Origin of the sequence: Streptomyces sp. NPDC101225 (assembly GCF_044767585.1) — a bacterium.
Classification (GTDB): Bacteria; Actinomycetota; Actinomycetes; order Streptomycetales; family Streptomycetaceae; genus Streptomyces.
The window spans coordinates 208,665-225,099 of the sequence record NZ_JBIWOE010000006.1 but is presented as its reverse complement, the minus strand read 5'-3'; the positions used below and the strand labels follow the sequence as shown (position 1 = coordinate 225,099).

Annotated in this window: 14 protein-coding genes; 6 read left to right on the top strand and 8 right to left on the bottom strand. The window is 73.2% G+C overall.

Going from position 1 to position 16,435, the window contains the following annotated elements; genetic code table 11:
- The first annotated feature begins 64 nt into the window (after positions 1 to 64).
- Positions 65 to 1,621 (top strand): alpha/beta hydrolase, encoded by a 1,557-nt coding sequence (locus tag ACIRPX_RS11605; protein WP_404191788.1) that lies wholly within the window; start codon positions 65 to 67, stop codon positions 1,619 to 1,621.
- An 80-nt stretch (positions 1,622 to 1,701) separates the two neighbouring features.
- On the opposite strand, the gene moeZ is transcribed toward ACIRPX_RS11605, so the two are convergent.
- From moeZ to ACIRPX_RS11570, 7 genes are all read right to left on the bottom strand, one after another.
- Entirely contained in the window at positions 1,702 to 2,880 is a 1,179-nt protein-coding gene (gene moeZ, locus ACIRPX_RS11600) for an adenylyltransferase/sulfurtransferase MoeZ (RefSeq protein ID WP_404191785.1), read from the bottom strand.
- A gap of 63 nt (positions 2,881 to 2,943) precedes the next feature.
- Positions 2,944 to 3,693: a spherulation-specific family 4 protein gene (locus ACIRPX_RS11595; RefSeq protein ID WP_404191782.1), complete on the bottom strand. Its 750-nt coding sequence runs from the start codon at positions 3,691 to 3,693 to the stop codon at positions 2,944 to 2,946.
- The gene (locus ACIRPX_RS11590; protein ID WP_404191779.1) at positions 3,681 to 4,640 is read right to left on the bottom strand and encodes an NAD-dependent epimerase/dehydratase family protein; all 960 of its coding nucleotides are present in this window, start codon (positions 4,638 to 4,640) and stop codon (positions 3,681 to 3,683) included. The genes ACIRPX_RS11595 and ACIRPX_RS11590 overlap by 13 nt, the downstream gene beginning before the upstream one ends.
- Before the next feature lie 175 nt (positions 4,641 to 4,815).
- Positions 4,816 to 6,075 carry a hypothetical protein gene (locus ACIRPX_RS11585; RefSeq protein WP_404191776.1) on the bottom strand — a complete coding sequence of 420 codons (1,260 nt, stop codon included), beginning with the start codon at positions 6,073 to 6,075 and terminating at the stop codon, positions 4,816 to 4,818.
- Positions 6,072 to 7,787: a DUF3492 domain-containing protein gene (locus ACIRPX_RS11580; RefSeq protein ID WP_404191773.1), complete on the bottom strand. Its 1,716-nt coding sequence runs from the start codon at positions 7,785 to 7,787 to the stop codon at positions 6,072 to 6,074. Before ACIRPX_RS11580 ends, ACIRPX_RS11585 begins: the two co-directional genes overlap by 4 nt.
- Positions 7,788 to 8,094: 307 nt before the next feature.
- Positions 8,095 to 9,558 carry a DUF3152 domain-containing protein gene (locus ACIRPX_RS11575; protein ID WP_404191770.1) on the bottom strand — a complete coding sequence of 488 codons (1,464 nt, stop codon included), beginning with the start codon at positions 9,556 to 9,558 and terminating at the stop codon, positions 8,095 to 8,097.
- Positions 9,559 to 9,566: 8 nt separating this feature from the next.
- Positions 9,567 to 10,592 carry an alpha/beta fold hydrolase gene (locus tag ACIRPX_RS11570; protein WP_404191767.1) on the bottom strand — a complete coding sequence of 342 codons (1,026 nt, stop codon included), beginning with the start codon at positions 10,590 to 10,592 and terminating at the stop codon, positions 9,567 to 9,569.
- A gap of 165 nt (positions 10,593 to 10,757) precedes the next feature.
- Here ACIRPX_RS11570 and ACIRPX_RS11565 point away from each other — a divergent pair, with 165 nt between their 5' ends.
- From ACIRPX_RS11565 to ACIRPX_RS11550, 4 genes are all read left to right on the top strand, one after another.
- Complete coding sequence (locus ACIRPX_RS11565) at positions 10,758 to 10,982, top strand: hypothetical protein (protein WP_404191764.1); 225 nt, start codon at positions 10,758 to 10,760, stop codon at positions 10,980 to 10,982.
- A gap of 206 nt (positions 10,983 to 11,188) precedes the next feature.
- Complete coding sequence (locus tag ACIRPX_RS11560) at positions 11,189 to 11,833, top strand: TetR/AcrR family transcriptional regulator (RefSeq protein WP_404191761.1); 645 nt, start codon at positions 11,189 to 11,191, stop codon at positions 11,831 to 11,833.
- Positions 11,834 to 11,978: 145 nt separating this feature from the next.
- A complete protein-coding gene (locus tag ACIRPX_RS11555) occupies positions 11,979 to 12,206 on the top strand; it encodes a DUF3107 domain-containing protein (RefSeq protein ID WP_404191759.1) in 228 nt (75 codons plus the stop codon).
- Between the two features lie 176 nt (positions 12,207 to 12,382).
- Complete coding sequence (locus tag ACIRPX_RS11550) at positions 12,383 to 12,655, top strand: hypothetical protein (protein WP_404191756.1); 273 nt, start codon at positions 12,383 to 12,385, stop codon at positions 12,653 to 12,655.
- An 82-nt stretch (positions 12,656 to 12,737) separates the two neighbouring features.
- Here ACIRPX_RS11550 and ACIRPX_RS11545 read toward each other — a convergent pair whose 3' ends face one another.
- Positions 12,738 to 13,475 (bottom strand): ferritin-like fold-containing protein, encoded by a 738-nt coding sequence (locus tag ACIRPX_RS11545; protein ID WP_404191753.1) that lies wholly within the window; start codon positions 13,473 to 13,475, stop codon positions 12,738 to 12,740.
- Positions 13,476 to 13,944: 469 nt separating this feature from the next.
- Between ACIRPX_RS11545 and ACIRPX_RS11540 the strand changes: the two genes are divergently transcribed.
- Positions 13,945 to 16,419: a DEAD/DEAH box helicase gene (locus tag ACIRPX_RS11540; RefSeq protein WP_404191750.1), complete on the top strand. Its 2,475-nt coding sequence runs from the start codon at positions 13,945 to 13,947 to the stop codon at positions 16,417 to 16,419.
- Positions 16,420 to 16,435 lie beyond the last annotated feature (16 nt).

Here is a 16,435-nt window from a genome sequence, read left to right as displayed (position 1 = left end):
CGCATACCATGGCCTGACCGCCGTTCGCCGCACGATGCGAACGGCCTGCGAGGGGGGAAGGCACATGGCACGACTCGTACGGTGGGCGGCTCTGGGCGCCGCCGCGGCGCTCCTGGCGGGCGGGTGCAGCAGCGGCTCGTCGTCCGGCGACGGCAAGGGCGGTGAGCGGTCCAGCCCGCCTCCCTCGTCCCCGTCCGGTTCCTCCGGGACGAGCGCCGCGCTGCCCTCCTCACTGACCGGGCAGAAGCTCGCCTGGGGTCGGTGCAAGGCCACCGCCGACTCCCCCGCGCCGGGCAACGACTGGCAGTGCGCGACGCTCAGGACACCTCTGGACTGGTCGAAGCCCCAGGGCGAGACGATCGGCCTCGCGCTCATCCGCGCCAAGGCGAACGGCGGCCAGCGCATCGGCTCGCTCCTGTTCAACTTCGGCGGCCCCGGCGGCTCGGGCGTGTCCATGATGCCCACGTACGCCTCCACGGTGTCCACGCTGCGCGAGCACTACGACCTGGTGAGCTGGGACCCGCGCGGGGTCGCCGCCAGCGAGGGCGTGCGCTGCCGCAGCGACAAGGCCATCCAGGCCGCCGAGGACGTGGACGCCACCCCGGACACCCCGGCCGAGGAGAAGGCGTACTTCCAGGACGCCGCGAACTTCGGCCAGGGCTGCGAGAAGGCCGCCGGCAAGCTGCTGGCGCACGTGTCGACGACGGACACCGCCCGCGACATGGACCTGATGCGCCAGGTGCTGGGCGACACGAAGATGCACTACTTCGGCATCTCGTACGGCACCGAACTCGGCGGCGTCTACGCCCACCTGTTCCCGACGCACGTGGGCCGGCTCATTCTCGACGCGGTCGTCGACCCGACCGCCGACACCGTGGGCCAGGCGGAGAACCAGACCCGGGGCTTCCAGCGCGCCCTGGACGACTACCTCAAGTCGACCGGCCAGGACCCGAAGCAGGGCACCCGGAAGATCGCGGACCTGGTGCAGGGGCTCGACGCGAAGCCGCTGCCGACCTCCTCCGGGCGGAAACTGACGCAGACGCTCGCCCTCACCGGCATCGTCCTGCCCCTGTACAGCAAGGAGGGCTGGCCGACCCTGACCAGCGCCCTGAACGCGGCGGAGCAGGGCGACGGTTCGGAGCTGCTGGCACTCGCCGACGGCTACAACGAACGCGACGCCTCGGGTCACTACGCCACGACGACCCACTCGCAACGGGTCATATCGTGCCTGGACGACAAGCAGCGGCCGACCGCCGCGGAGACGAAGAAGCGGCTCGCGGCGTTCGAGAAGATCTCGCCCGTGTTCGGCGACTTCCTCGGCTGGGACACGGCCGGCTGGTGCCACAACTGGCCGGTGGCCGGGCAGTTCGACACACCGGAGGTCAGCGCGCCCGGTGCGGCACCGATCCTGGTGGTCGGCAACACCGGCGACCCGGCGACGCCGTACGAGGGCGCCCGGAAGATGGCCGACGAGCTGGGCAAGGGCGTGGGTGTGGAGCTCACCTGGAAGGGCGAAGGCCACGGTGCGTACGGCAGCGGGAGCGACTGCGTCGACTCGACCGTGGACGCCTATCTGCTGAAGGGGACCGTGCCGAAGGACGGCAAGGTCTGCTCCTCGTAGGCGGGGCAGCGGAAAGGGGCCCGGCACCCGTGGTGCCGGACCCCTCCCGGAAAGGCATGCGCCTGGTGGGCCGGTGCGGGCTAGTAGACCGGCTTGTCCGGCTCGATCTGGTTGACCCAGCCGATGACGCCGCCGCCGACGTGCACGGCGTCGGAGAAGCCCGCGGACTTCAGGACCGCGAGGACTTCCGCACTGCGGACACCCGTCTTGCAGTGCAGGACGATCTTCTTGTCCTGCGGGAGGCTCTCCAGGGCGGTGCCCATGAGGAACTCGTTCTTCGGGATCAGCTTGGCGCCCGGGATGCTGACGATCTCGTACTCGTTGGTCTCGCGGACGTCGATAATCTCGATGCTCTCGCCGTCGTCGATCCACTCCTTGAGCTGCTTGGGAGTGATCGTCGAACCGGCCGCCGCCTCCTGGGCCTCCTCGGAGACGACGCCGCAGAAGGCCTCGTAGTCGATGAGCTCGGTGACGGTGGGGTTCTCGCCGCACACCGCGCAGTTCGGGTCCTTGCGGACCTTGACCTGGCGGTACTGCATCTCCAGGGCGTCGTAGATCATCAGGCGGCCGACGAGCGGCTCACCGATGCCCGCGAGGAGCTTGATGGCCTCGTTGACCTGGATGGAGCCGATGGACGCGCACAGCACGCCCAGGACGCCGCCCTCGGCGCAGGAGGGGACCATGCCCGGCGGCGGGGGCTCCGGGTAGAGGCAGCGGTAGCAGGGACCGTGCTCGGACCAGAAGACCGAGGCCTGGCCGTCGAAGCGGTAGATGGAGCCCCACACGTACGGCTTGTTCAGCAGCACGCAGGCGTCGTTGACCAGGTAGCGCGTCGCGAAGTTGTCCGTGCCGTCGACGATCAGGTCGTACTGGCTGAAGATGTCCATCACGTTGTCGGCCTCGAGCCGCTCCTCGTGAAGGATCACGTTCACGTACGGGTTGATGCCCTTGACGGAGTCACGGGCGGACTCGGCCTTGGAGCGGCCGATGTCGGACTGGCTGTGGATGATCTGGCGCTGCAGGTTCGACTCGTCGACCTCGTCGAACTCCACGATGCCCAGGGTGCCGACGCCCGCGGCGGCCAGGTACATCAGCGCCGGCGAGCCCAGGCCGCCGGCGCCCACACACAGCACCTTGGCGTTCTTCAGCCGCTTCTGCCCATCCATCCCCACGTCGGGGATGATCAGGTGGCGGGAGTACCTGCGAACCTCGTCTACGGTGAGCTCGGCAGCCGGCTCGACCAGGGGTGGCAACGACACGGGGACTCCGTTGGTCGGTCAATCACTACGGGACTTCTCCCTGCAACATTGCCACGGCCTTTTTCATTCCGAGACACCCGTTCCGATCCGCGAGACGATTTCGTCCCAGTAGCCGGGCATGGCCTCCCACGGGTCGCCGCGGCCGCCCTGGTCCGTGCGGTCGGTGAAGTAGATGGTCGCGGCGCCCTGCCAGCGGGCGATGCGCAGCGCCTCGTCCAGGTGGGGCAGGGGCACGCCGTGGACGAAGTGGCAGAAGCGCTCGGGGGGATGCTCCGCGGTCCACTCCGCCACCTGCGACCAGCGGTAGTCGCTCCACGGACCGCAGAAGGTGACCAGCTGGTCGGCGCAGTCGAGATAGCCGGGGTGCGGGTGGGTGCCGTGGCCGAGGACGATGTGAGCGTCTTCACAGAGCGCGCGGAGCGTGGTGACGGTCCGGCGGGTCTCGGGGAGCGAGACGGCGTCGGCCGGACAGCGGTCCAGGAGGAAGCCGTCGACCTGGTACCAGTCGATGTGGCGCTGCGCCTCGGAGATCACCTCGCCGAAGACCTCGTCCCCGGACGCGCACGCGAGGTGGCCGAGGACCCGCACGCCCATGTTCCGCAGCCGCCCGGCCGCCTCCAGGCAGTGCGGGTCGGGGCGGGTGCCGGGGCCGTCGGCCACGTTGAGCACGACCCAGTGCAAAGGGGTCCCGGGACGCGTGAGTTCACCCCACTCGGTGGGCGCGACCAGGGGGTGGGCGTAGCCGGGGATGCCGAACCCGGTGCGGACGTCGGTGCTCGGGCTTCCCGCTCTGGTGCTGGTCACATACGGCATGCCGCCTCCATCCAGATGTCGGCGAGGGACTCCTCGAGGTTGATCCTCGGCCGCCAGCCGAGCCGGTCGCGTGCGGTGCGCACGTCGGCCTGCTGCCAGCTGCCGCAGCCGTCCGGGTACGGGTACGCCATCGGGGCCGCGTGGTCCGGGTCCTGGCGCTGGTGGCCGACGGTGGCCCGCAACGGGCCGGGCGGTCCGTCGAGTTCGTGGAGGGCGCCCCCGTACCCGGCGACGCGGGCGAGCACGGCGGCGGCGTCGCGCAGCCGGACGGCACGGCCCGAGCCGATGTTGATGACGCCCTGCGCGGCGGAGAGCGAGGCGGCGTGCACGGCGCGGGCCACGTCGCGTACGTCGACGAAGTCGCGCTGGACGCCGAGACCGCCGAGCTTGAGCTCGCCGTCGCCGGACTGCATGGCGCGGCGCATGGCCTCGGCGAGCCGGCCGAGCGGCGAGCCCGCGGGGGTGCCCGGACCGGCCGGCGAGAACACCCGCAGGACGACCGCGTCCAGTCCGGAGCCGAGGACGAGTTCGGTGGCGGCGAGCTTGCTCACACCGTACGGGCCGCCGGGGCGGGGCACGGCGTCCTCGGCCGTGGACGAGCCGGGCTGGCTGGGCCCGTACTCCGCGCTGCAGCCGATCTGCACCAGCCGGGCGTCGCAGCCGCTGCGGCGCAGTGCCTCGCAGACGGTGGCGACGGCGACGGTGTTGTGGCGGGTCAGATCCCGGGCGCCGCCGCGGGTGGCACCGGCGCAGTTGATGACGACGCCGGGGTGGACCGCGTCGAGGAAGCGGGTGAGGGCACCGGGGCTGCCGGACGCGAGGTCGAAGCGGACGTCGGCGTCGTCGCCGCGGCCGAGGGCGGTGAGCTGGACGGCCGGGTCGGCGAGCAGGCGGTCGGCGACGAAGCGGCCCAGGTAGCCGTTGGCTCCGATCAGCAGGACTCTCATCGGGCGGCTCCCGGGGCCGAGGCGTCGGATCGGGAGGTGATCATTTCGGGTTCTCCTTCGGAGGGTGTGGGGCGGTTGCCTCGGGCGGCGGGTCCTGGCGCCTGCGGCGGGTTCGGGGCCGGTGCGGTCCGGCGTGCGGGTGCGGCGCCCGGGCGCACCGGCGACCGTCGCGGGGTCACCACGGCCGGTCCGCGGGCGCGTGGGCGGAGGCCCGGGTGAGGGTGCGGGCCGCGTGGATCAGCAGGGTCAGGGCGGCCGCCGCGCAGAGGAGGGCCGGGACGCTGCCGGCGCCCCAGGCGTCGACGGCGGTCTCCACCGGGGTGCCGAGGAAGCCGCACCCGGGCAGACGGGCCGCGAAGACCGTGGCCAGGGCGGTCCCCTCGGCGGTCGCCGTGGCGGTGAGGACGACCGCGGGCGCGTGGAGGAAGCCGTGCGCGGCGAGGAGGCGGGCGAGGAACAGCAGGGCGCCCAGGGTGACGGTCTGGGCGTAGGCCGCGCTCTCGCCCAGGATCGTGCCGCACAGGGCGGACAGAGCCGTGACGGAGGACAGGAACAGGGCGAACGTGCCGAGCAGCAGGGGGCGGGCGGAGGCCGTGAACTCCTCCAGACCGCGGCTGGCGCTCAGTCTGCGGCGGGTGCACACGGCGAAGAGATGGGCGCACCAGGCGGCGGGCGCGCAGGCCAGGGCGAGCGCCAGGACGGGGGCCGTGGCGAGGGGCCAGGCGCCGTCGCCACTGCCGGTGGGCGGGCCGTCGGGACCGCCGGCGACGGCCACGCGCAGGAGTCCGTCGCCGAGGACGGCGTAGCCGACGAGCCAGTACGTCCACGTCCCGCTGCCGGAGGTGTGGTGGGCCGATCCCTGGGGAGCGCGGTCCGTGGGGCCGAGCGGGCCGCGCCCGAGCGCCGCGCGCAGGGCGAGCGCCACGCCGAGGACACCGGCGGCGGCCGCAATCGTGCGGGACTGTCCGTGGGTGAGCCGGAGGGCCGCCACGGTCGCGGCGCACAGGACCCCGGGCAGCAGGGTGAGCACGATCCAGGCGGGTCGCGCCCGTGGGGCCGTGAGGACCGTGGCGTGCGGCGCCGTCTCCTCGTCGCGGGCGGCGCGCGCGTACATCTCCTCCGCGAGGGAGAACACGTCCCGGTGGCGGAAGCGGGTCGCGGTCCGGTCGGTGACGCCGTGGGCCTCCAGGCCCGCCGCGATCTCCAGGGGGTCCACGGCTCGCTCGCACAAGGCGCGGTGACGGTGCATCAGCGTCTTCACCGGGTCGGCGGCGGTACGCCGGAGCTTCGGCAGACGGCCGGGGGACTGCGGGTGCGGGTCGGCGGTGCCGTCCGTAGTCGGCGCCTCCTCCGCGGCCCACTCCCGCGAGCGCTCGTCCCATGCCTGGGCGCTGCCCGGCACGCCGGGCCTGTCGAGTTCGCCCAGCCCGCTCATCGCGCCCCCTCCGTGGCCGGTGCCGTGGATCGCGCACGCACGGGGGTGTCCGTCGCCCAGCCGGGGCCGCCACGGACCACCACGCGCGCGGCCGGGTCGGTCCAGCGGCCGGGGACGTGTGCCTCGGCGGGGGCGGCGAAGGGCAGGGGCTCCCCGGTGTGGCCGAGGACGACCCGGCGCACCGGGGTGTGCGAGACGATCTCCAGGTAAATGCCGTGAAATGCCGTGGTGTTCTGCTCGACGGTGAACAGTTCGAGGGCACGCGCGCGTGCGGCGGCACCCAGGCGCTCCCGGCGCTCGGGGTCGCGCAGCAGCGCCAGGCAGGCCTCGGCGAGCGCACGGGGGTTGCGCGGGGGCACGACCAGCCCTGTGCCCCCGATGACCTCCACCACCGCGCCGACGTCGGTGGAGACCGTGGCCCGGCCGCAGAACATCGCCTCGACCAGGCTGATCGGGAAGCCCTCGACGACGCTGGAGAGCACGGTCACGCTGCCGGCCGCGTACGCCTCGGCGAGGGTCGGCAGCTCGGGGCCGCCGATCTCCTCGAAGGAGACGGGGTTGTCGCCGACGGAGTGCAGCCCCTCGGCCTCGTCGGGGAAGAGCTGCGCGGCCAGCGCCCGGCAGTGCCCGAGGTAGGACTCGCCCTCGGGCCCGGCCGGTGCGCCGACGATCCGCAGCCGCGCCTTCGGCTCCTCCTTGCGGACCTCGGCGAAGGCGTGCAGCAGCGACACCAGGTCCTTGGCGGGCTCGACCCGGCCCACCCAGACCAGCGCGTCGGGGTCGGCGCTCTCGGCGGACTCGCCGACCTCGGCGAAGCGGGCGGCGTCCATGCCCGGGTAGACGGTGCGGATCTTGGCGCGGTCGGCGCCGCAGCGCTCCTGCCAGCGGCGGGCGTGCGCGTTGCCGGGCGTGACGAGCGCGGCGCGGTCGTAGATCTCGGTGGCGAGCCTGCCGTGGAAGGCCGCGAGCAGGCAGCGCACGGCGGGCGGCGCGTCCGTGGCCGCGAGGTGGTGCGAGCGCAGCCGGACGCCGTACTCGGTCACCAGCAGGGGGACGCCGTGGAAGTGGCGGGCGAGCAGTCCGGGGAGGGCGGCGGGCCCGCCGGACGTCGCGTGGCACAGGTCGACCGAGCCGAGTCCGTCGTCCTCGTACCAGTCCAACGACAGGGGGCGCAGGGCGTGTTCGAGGTGTGCCGCGACGGCGAGCAGATCCGGTACGCGCGCCTCCCGCGCCGCCCGCGGGGCGCCGGTCGCACGACAGGCGCGCTCCAGGGCGCGTACGGCGGTCTCGGAGCGGAGCGCTCCCACCAGACCGCCGTCCTCACGGGCGAGCTCGGCCAGCCCGTACAGCGCACTGCCGAAACGGTCCGCCTCGGCGGCCTGGGAATCCTCGCCGAGAGCTCCGGCAGGATCGCCGGTGCTCCCCGCGCACAGCGCGGCCGCCAACGCGCCGTAGCACTCGGCGAACCGCCGGCGCGCCCGCCGTCCGTACCCGGCTCCGTCGTCCTCGGCCGCCCACATCGGCGCCGTACGCACGCCTGTGACCTGCGGCGGCAGCGAGATCCAGCCTTCGGCCTCCTGCCGCTCGGTGCGGCTGAGCGCGTAGACGTCGAACTCGTGCTGCCCGAGCCCGCGCACGAGCCGGTCGCACCAGAGCCTGGCGTCACCGCTCACATACGGATAGCCGCCCTCCGTAAGCAGTCCGATGCGCACGAGCGCACCCCCGATCTCCCGTATGAGGAGCCGCCGTTGACCCGGCGGCTCGCAGCGGGAAGAACGTATGCGGACAAGGCGGTGGCGCGATGGACGGTTGTCCGTCGCGCCACCAAAAGGGGTGAACGGTCGTAACTTTCGTGTGCGGTTCGCGTTCGATCGCGCTAAGAGATCATGCAGTCACGTTCCGTCAGGCGCCGGCGGGCTCCCGACGTGCCGGTACGGCGGCCGGGCGGGGTCCGCCGAGGTGCCCGTGGAGCAGTCCCGGCCGGCGGACGGGCCCGTCGGGGAGCACCGGTGGCGCGCGTCAACCCTTCGGATACGGCCAGGGGTTGGCCAGGCAGTGGATTCCGTCGTGGTCGAGGAACTTGGTCTGCTGCTGCATCACCGGCGCGAGCTGCCCGTTCCTGGTGCAGTTCACGTGGCCGCGGCCCAGGCGGTGGCCGATCTCGTGGTTGATCAGCATCTGCCGGTAGGCCTCGATCCGATCACCGTAGGTCTTGGACCCCTGAGCCCATCTGTAGGCGTTGATCATCACTCGCTCGGTGGCGGCCGAGTCGCAGGAGACGTTCTCCTCGGCGGTGTCGAGGCCGGACTTGGCGCACCACTGGGCGGTGGTCCCCGGGCTGGCGAGAGTGATCACGAAGTCGGGCTTGCCGGAGTCGACGCGCTCGAAGGTGCGGGCGCCGTCGTGCGCCCAGCTCCGGTTGTCGTTGAGGGTCGCCTGGACGGCCTGGGCGAAGAGCTCGCCGTCGAGCCCGAGCCCCTGCTCCACGTCCACGCGGTAGGTGTACCTGTGGCCCTTGCCGGGCGCCTTCGCGACCCCGGGGACCGCGGCGAACCTCCCGGACCCCTTGAGCGTGGCGCTGAGCGCGTACTTCTTCCCCATCGCCTGCTCATACGTCAGGGGCGTCGGGCTCGGCGAGGAGGAGGGCGACGCGCCCGGGTCCCGGGCGTCCCGCGCCTGGCCGGTGGCCGACTGCGTCCCGATGCCGCTGCCGTCGCGGCCGTTCGCGACCTGGCCGGCCACGACGACGGCCAGCACGGTGGTGACGGCGGCGGCCGCGATGCCGGTGAAGGTCCGCCCCTTGCCGCCGCTCGCCTGAGCCGGCACACCGGTCGGCGGCGCGTCCTCGTCGGCCTCGGACGGGACGCCGACGACCGGGCCGTGGTCCCAGTCGGTGACGGAGGCATACGGGTCCGGGGCGTGCGCGGACTCGCGGCCGCGCGGGGTGAAGACGTCGTCGTCCTCGTCGAAGGCGTCGACGTACTCCTGCCGCGGCCCGCCCGGCGGTGCCGCGCGCTGCCGCGGAACGGCGGCCCCCGACTGCCTCAGCTCGCCCCAGCCGCCGCCGGCCTCACGCTGCTCGGGGTGGCCGCCACGGACCTGGGGGGTGCCGTGTGCGGGTGTACCGCCGCCGGGGCGGGGCATGCCGTGCGCGGGCGTGCCGTCGGAGAATCTAGGAACTCCACGCGCGGGCGTGCCGTCGGAGAATCTAGGAACTCCACGCGCGGGCGTGCCGTCGGAGAACCGAGGAACTCCACGCGCGGGCGTGCCGTCAGGGAAACGCGGCACCCCCCGCGCAGGCGTGCCGCCCGGCACACGCGGCACCCCCCGCGCAGGCGTGCCGCCCGGCACACGCGGCACCCCGCGCGCGGGCGTGCCGTCCGTCCTCTCCGGCACCGCACGACCCGCGCCCCTGGCGTCACGACCCGCGTCCCTGGCGTCGCCCTTCGCGGTATCGGCCCCGCGGCGGCTGTGACGTCCCACCTCGCTCCTCAGTTCTCCGCGCCCTGGGCGGCGGTCCCGCCCTCACGGGCCTGCGCGACGGTCCGCAGGCCACCGGTCAACTCTCCACGTTCGGCGAGGAGTTCGCAGAACGCACGAGCCACCGTACCGGGATACTCCATCATCGCCACGTGCCCCGCCTCCGGCAGGGTGAGCAGGCGCGAGTCGCGGAAGGCGCGGGCCGCCTTCCGGGCCATCCGGAAGCCGACCAGCTGGTCCCGGCCGCCGTAGACGAGGAGGGTCGGGGCGAGGACGCGCTCCGCCTGGCGCCACAGGCCGTGCTGGCCGCCCAGGGTGTAGGCGTTGACGATGCCGCGCGCGGAACGCGTCATCGCGTCCCAGAGATACGGCAGCTGCATCCGCCGTTCCATCTCCTCCACGGCGTTGCGGAAGCCTTCCGGGGAGACCCGTCCGGGGTCGCCGTAGCAGAGCGCCAGCACGCCGCGGACGCGCTCCTCCGCGGTCCATCCGCCGGTGTAGCGGGTGAAGAGGCCGGCCGCTCCCGGCAGCGCCAGCAGCGCGGTGGGCACCGCGTTGCGCTGGACGAGGAGCTCCGGCAGCGCCGGTGACACCAGCGTCAGCGTGCGTACGAGGTCGGGCCGCAGGGCCGCGACGCGGGTGGTGACGGCGCCGCCGAGCGAGTTGCCGAGCAGATGCACCGGCCCGCGCCGGGACGCGTCGAGAAAACGGATCACCGCGCGCGCGTGCCCGGTGACGGAGTAGTCGCCGTCGTCCGGCGGCGGCGAGTCGCCGAAGCCCGGCAGATCGACGGCCTCCCCGTCGACGACGCCGTCGAGCTCCTGCATCAGCGCCGACCAGTTCTGCGAGGAGCCGCCGAGCCCGTGGACGTAGAGGGCGGGCGGCAGTCCCTCGCGCGCCGGTGGTCTCGACCGCACCGTCAGCGTGATGCCCGGCAGCCCGACCGACCTGAGCCGCTCGCCCTCGGCGACCCTGACGGGTGCCACCTTCGGGAGCACGGTGGTCGCCGGAACGGACGGCAGCTCGGTCGAAGACATGCGGCAATGTTACGAGACGATCACGTAGTGGCTCATGTGTTCGCCGTCACAGATTGCACGCGCACCGCATAGCATCCGGATCCGGTGTCTCCTAGGCTCGTATCGAGGGCACCCGCTGTGGCACCTGCTTCACTCAGGCACGTTCGTAGGAAGGGAGCCCACATCATGGCCGTAGACCCCACCGACCCCGAGACGTTCGAGGCCGACGGCGCGCAGGAACCCCGGGAGATCGACGTCGAGGCTCCCGAGGACGACGCGGCGGAGCAGTCCGCCGACCTTGCGGCGGACCACGACGACCCTCTCGAGGACGTGGACCCGGCCACCGCGAACGAGGCCGATCTCGTGGAGCAGCGCCGCGTCGTCTCCATCGACGAGGACGACTACCGCTGACGGGGGCGCACGGAAGCACCGGAGGGTGCTGCTGAGCTGGAACGAGGCGATTCGCCGCCCGCTTCGATCCGGTTTGGAGCGACCTGCATGGCTTTCGTCGCCGTCCGGTCCGTGAAATTCTGCGCTCGCACCGCGCACACCCGGGTTACCGAAAAGTACGATGGCGGCGCGGCGCACACCGCATGTGGACGAAATTGGGAGGCGGCGTGACAGCCATCGAGCAGACAGAGGCGGCACGCCCGCGGGGCACGCGCCTGCCGCGACGTGCCCGACGGAATCAGCTGCTGGGAGCCGCCCAGGAAGTCTTCGTGGCGCAGGGTTACCACGCGGCCGCCATGGACGACATCGCCGAGCGCGCCGGCGTCAGCAAGCCGGTGCTCTACCAGCACTTCCCGGGCAAGCTCGATCTCTACCTCGCGCTGCTGGACCAGCACTGCGAGTCACTGATCGGGGCGGTGCGGGGCGCGCTCGCGTCGACGACCGACAACAAGCAGCGCGTCCGCGCGACGATGGACGCCTACTTCGCGTACGTCGAGGACGACGGCGGCGCCTTCCGCCTGGTCTTCGAGTCGGACCTGACGAACGAGCCCGCGGTGCGCGAGCGCGTCGACAAGGTCACGAACGAATGCGCCGAGGCGATCTGCGACGTCATCGCCGAGGACACCGGCCTGTCGCGCGCCGAGTCGATGCTGCTGGCCTCCGGGCTCGGCGGGCTCGCCCAGGTGGTGGCGCGCTCCTGGCTGCACAGCGACCGCAGCGTGCCGCGCGACCAGGCGGTGCAGCTGCTGGCCTCGCTGGCCTGGCGCGGCATCGCGGGATTCCCGCTGCACGGCAGCGAACAGCACCACTGACGGCGCCGTACGGGCATGTGTTCCCGTGCCGTGTTCGCTCTTGGCGTTCCGGCGCGGAGCGTGCGCGTCCCCTCACCGGGCTAATGTGTGCTGGGTACGGCGCGTATTGGTCGCGCACTTCACTGACCGTCGGAGGGACATAGCCGTGGAGGTCAAGATCGGCGTGCAGCACGCGCCCCGCGAGATCGTTCTGGAGAGCGGTCAGAGCGCCGAGGAGGTCGAGCGCATCGTGGCCGAGGCGCTGGCCGGAAAGGCGCGGCTGCTGACCCTCGTGGACGAGCACGGCCGCAAGGTCCTCGTCCCGGCGGAGCGCCTCGCCTACGTCGAGCTCGGCGAGCCGGCCCCCCGCAAGGTGGGCTTCGGCGCGCTGTAGTCACCGGATCACGAGCTGGGGCCCGGCGGTCGTCGACCGCCGGGCCCCAGCTCGTTCCCCCGTTTCCTCTGTTCACATATGGAGCACAAGGGGCACACAGAGGAGGATTGCATTCCGCAGGTCACGGGTATGACGGGCTACGACCGTGACGCGCAGTCTGGCCGTGGGAGGGCCCCATGTTGTTGATCGAAGCGCTCGGCTCCGTGCTGCTCGGTCTGGCGCTGGGGTGGGCCGCGAGCCACCGGCTGGCCCACCGTCTGCCCGCCCGCTCCCTGGTGCTGGCGACGGGCGTCGCGGGAGCCCTGTTCGGCGCCTTCGTCACGCACAGCGCCTTCGACCCCGGCAACGTCCTGCTGAATCTTCTCGGCGCGGCGATCGTGTCCGCCGCCTCCCTCTCCCTGCTGGTGCGCCCGGCAGGGAGACTCCGCCGGCGCTCGGCGCCGGCGTGATCCCGACGGGAACCGACAGCACGGCCGGACCGGCCGCGAGGACCGGACCGGCCGTGACGACCGCGGAAGCGGGAGCTGACCGCTAGGCGGCCAGACCCAGGGCCGCCATCCGCTTCGTGTGCGCCTCGGTGATCCGGGAGAACATCCGGCCGACCTCGGCCAGGTCGAACCCGTCCGCCACGCCGCCCACGAGCATCGTGGACAGCGCGTCCCGGTCCGCGACCACCCGCTGCGACTGCGACAGCGCCTCGCCCATGAGACGCCGGGCCCACAGAGCGAGACGGCCGCCCACGCGCGGGTCGGCGTCGATCGCGGCGCGCACCTTCTCCACGGCGAAGCCGGCGTGCCCGGTGTCGTCCAGCACGGCGAGCACGAGCTCACGCGAGTCCGCGTCCAGCCGGGCCGCGACCTCGCGGTAGAAGTCGCTGGCGATCGAGTCGCCGACGTACGCCTTGACGAGCCCCTCCAGCCAGTCCGAGGGCGCGGTCTGCCGGTGGAAGCCGTCCAGCGCGGCGACGAACGGGTCCATCGCCTGCGTGGGCTCCTCGCCGATCTCCGTGAGCCGGTCGCGCAGCCTCTCGAAGTGGTGGAACTCCGCCGACGCCATCTTCGCCAGCTCCGCCTTGTCGGCCAGCGTCGGCGCCAGCTTGGCGTCCTCCGCGAGCCGCTCGAAGGCCGCGAGCTCGCCGTACGCGAGCGCACCGAGGAGATCGACGACCGCGGCCCGGTACTGCGGGTCGGCGGAGGCCTTCGCCCAGTCCTGGGCGGCGACTCCGGTGTGCTCGGAGGGTGCGTCAGAGGTGTTGTCAGACGTCGTCATGAAGCGCACAATAGTCCGCTTGCCGGGCGGCGGAAGTCCCTGGTCAATCAGTGTGATGGCGGCTACGTGACCAAATCGGCCATCGTGTGTGCGGGATTCCGGGGTATGGTGGTAATGCGCCTGCCGAGTAGTCGACGGGCCGCACGTATGAGGATGCCCGGTCGGTGGCCCGATCGGCTCCGACCCGACAGCCCTCCCAGGCCGTACGGCACATTGCGTACGACGGCCGGAGGGACACCTCAGCGGTACGAGCGCTAGAGCGTCGGCAGAGGTCCCGTGCCCTACGGCAGGATCGTAAGGCAGCCGACGTCCCCGGCACGGTCCGTCCACGACCCCCGCGCTCGCCTCGCACCGCGTACACAGAAGAGGCAGCACCCTGACTACCACGTTCAGAGATCTCGGCATCCTTCCCGAGACGGCCGAGGCCCTCGAGGCCGTCGGCATCATCACCCCCTTCCCCATCCAGGAGATGACCCTCCCCGTCGCCCTCTCCGGCACGGACGTCATCGGCCAGGCCAAGACCGGCACCGGCAAGACGCTGGGCTTCGGCCTCCCGCTCCTCGAGCGCGTCACCGTCCCGGCGGACGTGGAGGCGGGCCGCGCCAGGCCCGAGGACCTCACCGACGCCCCGCAGGCGCTCGTCGTCGTCCCCACGCGCGAGCTGTGCCAGCAGGTCACCAACGACCTCCTGACCGCGGGCAAGGTGCGCAACGTACGCGTCACCGCGATCTACGGCGGCCGGGCCTACGAGCCTCAGGTCGAGGCCCTGAAGAAGGGCGTCGACGTGGTCGTCGGCACCCCGGGCCGGCTCCTGGACCTCGCGGGCCAGAAGAAGCTCAGCCTCAAGCATGTGAGGGCGCTGGTCCTCGACGAGGCCGACGAGATGCTCGACCTGGGCTTCCTGCCCGACGTCGAGAAGATCATCAACATGCTGCCGGTCCGGCGTCAGACCATGCTGTTCTCGGCGACCATGCCGGGCGCGGTCATCGGGCTCGCGCGCCGCTACATGTCGCAGCCCACGCACATCCGCGCCGCCGCGCCGGACGACCAGGGCGTGACGGTCGCGAACATCTCGCAGCACGTCTACCGCGCGCACAACATGGACAAGGCCGAGATGGTCGCGCGCATCCTGCAGGCCGAGGGCCGGGGCCTCGCCATGGTCTTCTGCCGCACCAAGCGCACCGCGGCCGACCTCGCCGACCAGCTCAAGCAGCGCGGCTTCGCCTCCGGCGCGGTCCACGGCGACCTCGGCCAGGGCGCCCGTGAGCAGGCGCTGCGCGCCTTCCGCAACGGCAAGGTGGACGTCCTCGTCTGCACCGACGTCGCCGCGCGCGGCATCGACGTCGAGGGCGTGACGCACGTCATCAACTACCAGTCGCCCGAGGACGAGAAGACCTACCTGCACCGCATCGGCCGCACCGGCCGCGCGGGCGCGTCGGGTACGGCGATCACGCTGGTCGACTGGGACGACATCCCACGCTGGCAGCTGATCAACAAGGCGCTGGAGCTGACCTTCAACGACCCGCCGGAGACGTACTCCACCTCCCCGCACCTCTTCGAGGAGCTGAAGATCCCCGCGGGCACCAAGGGTGTCCTGCCGCGTGCCGAGCGCACGCGCGCGGGTCTGGACGCGGAGGAGCTGGAGGACCTCGGTGAGACCGGCGGCCGCGGTCGCGGCGGCCGGGGCGGACGGGGCGACCGGTCCGAGTCCCGGTCCGCCGGGCGGGAGCGGCCGGAGCGTTCGCCGCGCCGTCGTCGCCGCACCCGCGGCGGTACGCCGCTGGACACGACCGCCGCGCCCGAGGCCGTGGCGGAGACCGCCTCGTCCGAGGAGAGCGGTCCCCGCACCCTGCGCCGCCGTCGCCGCACCCGCGGCGGCGCCGCGTCCGAGCCGGTGCCGGCCACGGCCACCGCGCCCGAGGCCGCGGAAGCCGCCGTCACGACGGCGGAGGGCCCTGCCCTGGACGCCCCCGAGGCTCCGGAGAAGCCGCGCCGCCGGCGCACCCGTAAGTCCGCGCAGGCCACGTCCGTGGAGACGGCCGCCGAGCAGGTTCCGGTGGCCGCGGAGGTCCCGGCCGTCGCGGAGGCCCCGGCGACCGCGGTGGCCGATGCTCCCGCCGCCGCGCCGCGCCGCCGCACCCGCAAGGCGACGGCTGCCGCGGAGACGGCGGTCGACACGGCCGAGGCCGTGGAGGCCAAGCCCCGCACGCGGACCCGCAAGACCGCCGCCCCGGCGGAGACCGCGCTCGACACGGCCGTCGCCCCGGAAGCCGCCGAGGAGGCCAAGCCGCGCCGGACGCGCAAGACGGCCGCCGCGGCGAAGGCCGCCGTCGACACGGCCGAGGCCGTGGAGAGCAAGCCGCGCCGCACCCGCAAGACGGCCGCCGCCGAGATCCCGGCCCAGATCGCCGACGAGCCCGAGGCCAAGCCCCGCACGCGGACCCGCAAGACGGCCGCAGCGGCGGAGACCGCCGTCGACACGGCCGAGGCCGTGGAGGCCAAGCCGCGCCGCACCCGCAAGACGGCCGCCGCCGCCCCGGAGACCGCCGAAGCGAAGCCCCGCACGCGGACCCGCAAGGCCGCCGCCGTGGCGGAGACGGCGGTCGACACGGCCGAGGCCGCCGAGGCCAAGCCGCGCCGCACCCGCAAGACGGCCGCCGCCGCCCCGGAAGCCGCCGAGGAGGTCAAGCCCCGTCGTACGCGGAAGGCCGCGACCGCGGCGGTCGACACGGCCGAGGCCGCCGAGGCCAAGCCGCGCCGCACCCGCAAGACGGCCGCCGCCGAGATCCCGGCCCAGGTCGCCGACGAGCCCGAGGCCAAGCCCCGCACGCGGACCCGCAAGACCGCCGCCGTCGCCGAGGCCACCGCCGACACGGCCGAGGCGAAGCCGAGGACGCGTCGCCCGCGGAAGGCCACGGCCGCCGCGGAGCCCGCGGAGAGCTGAGCACTCGTCCGACCGA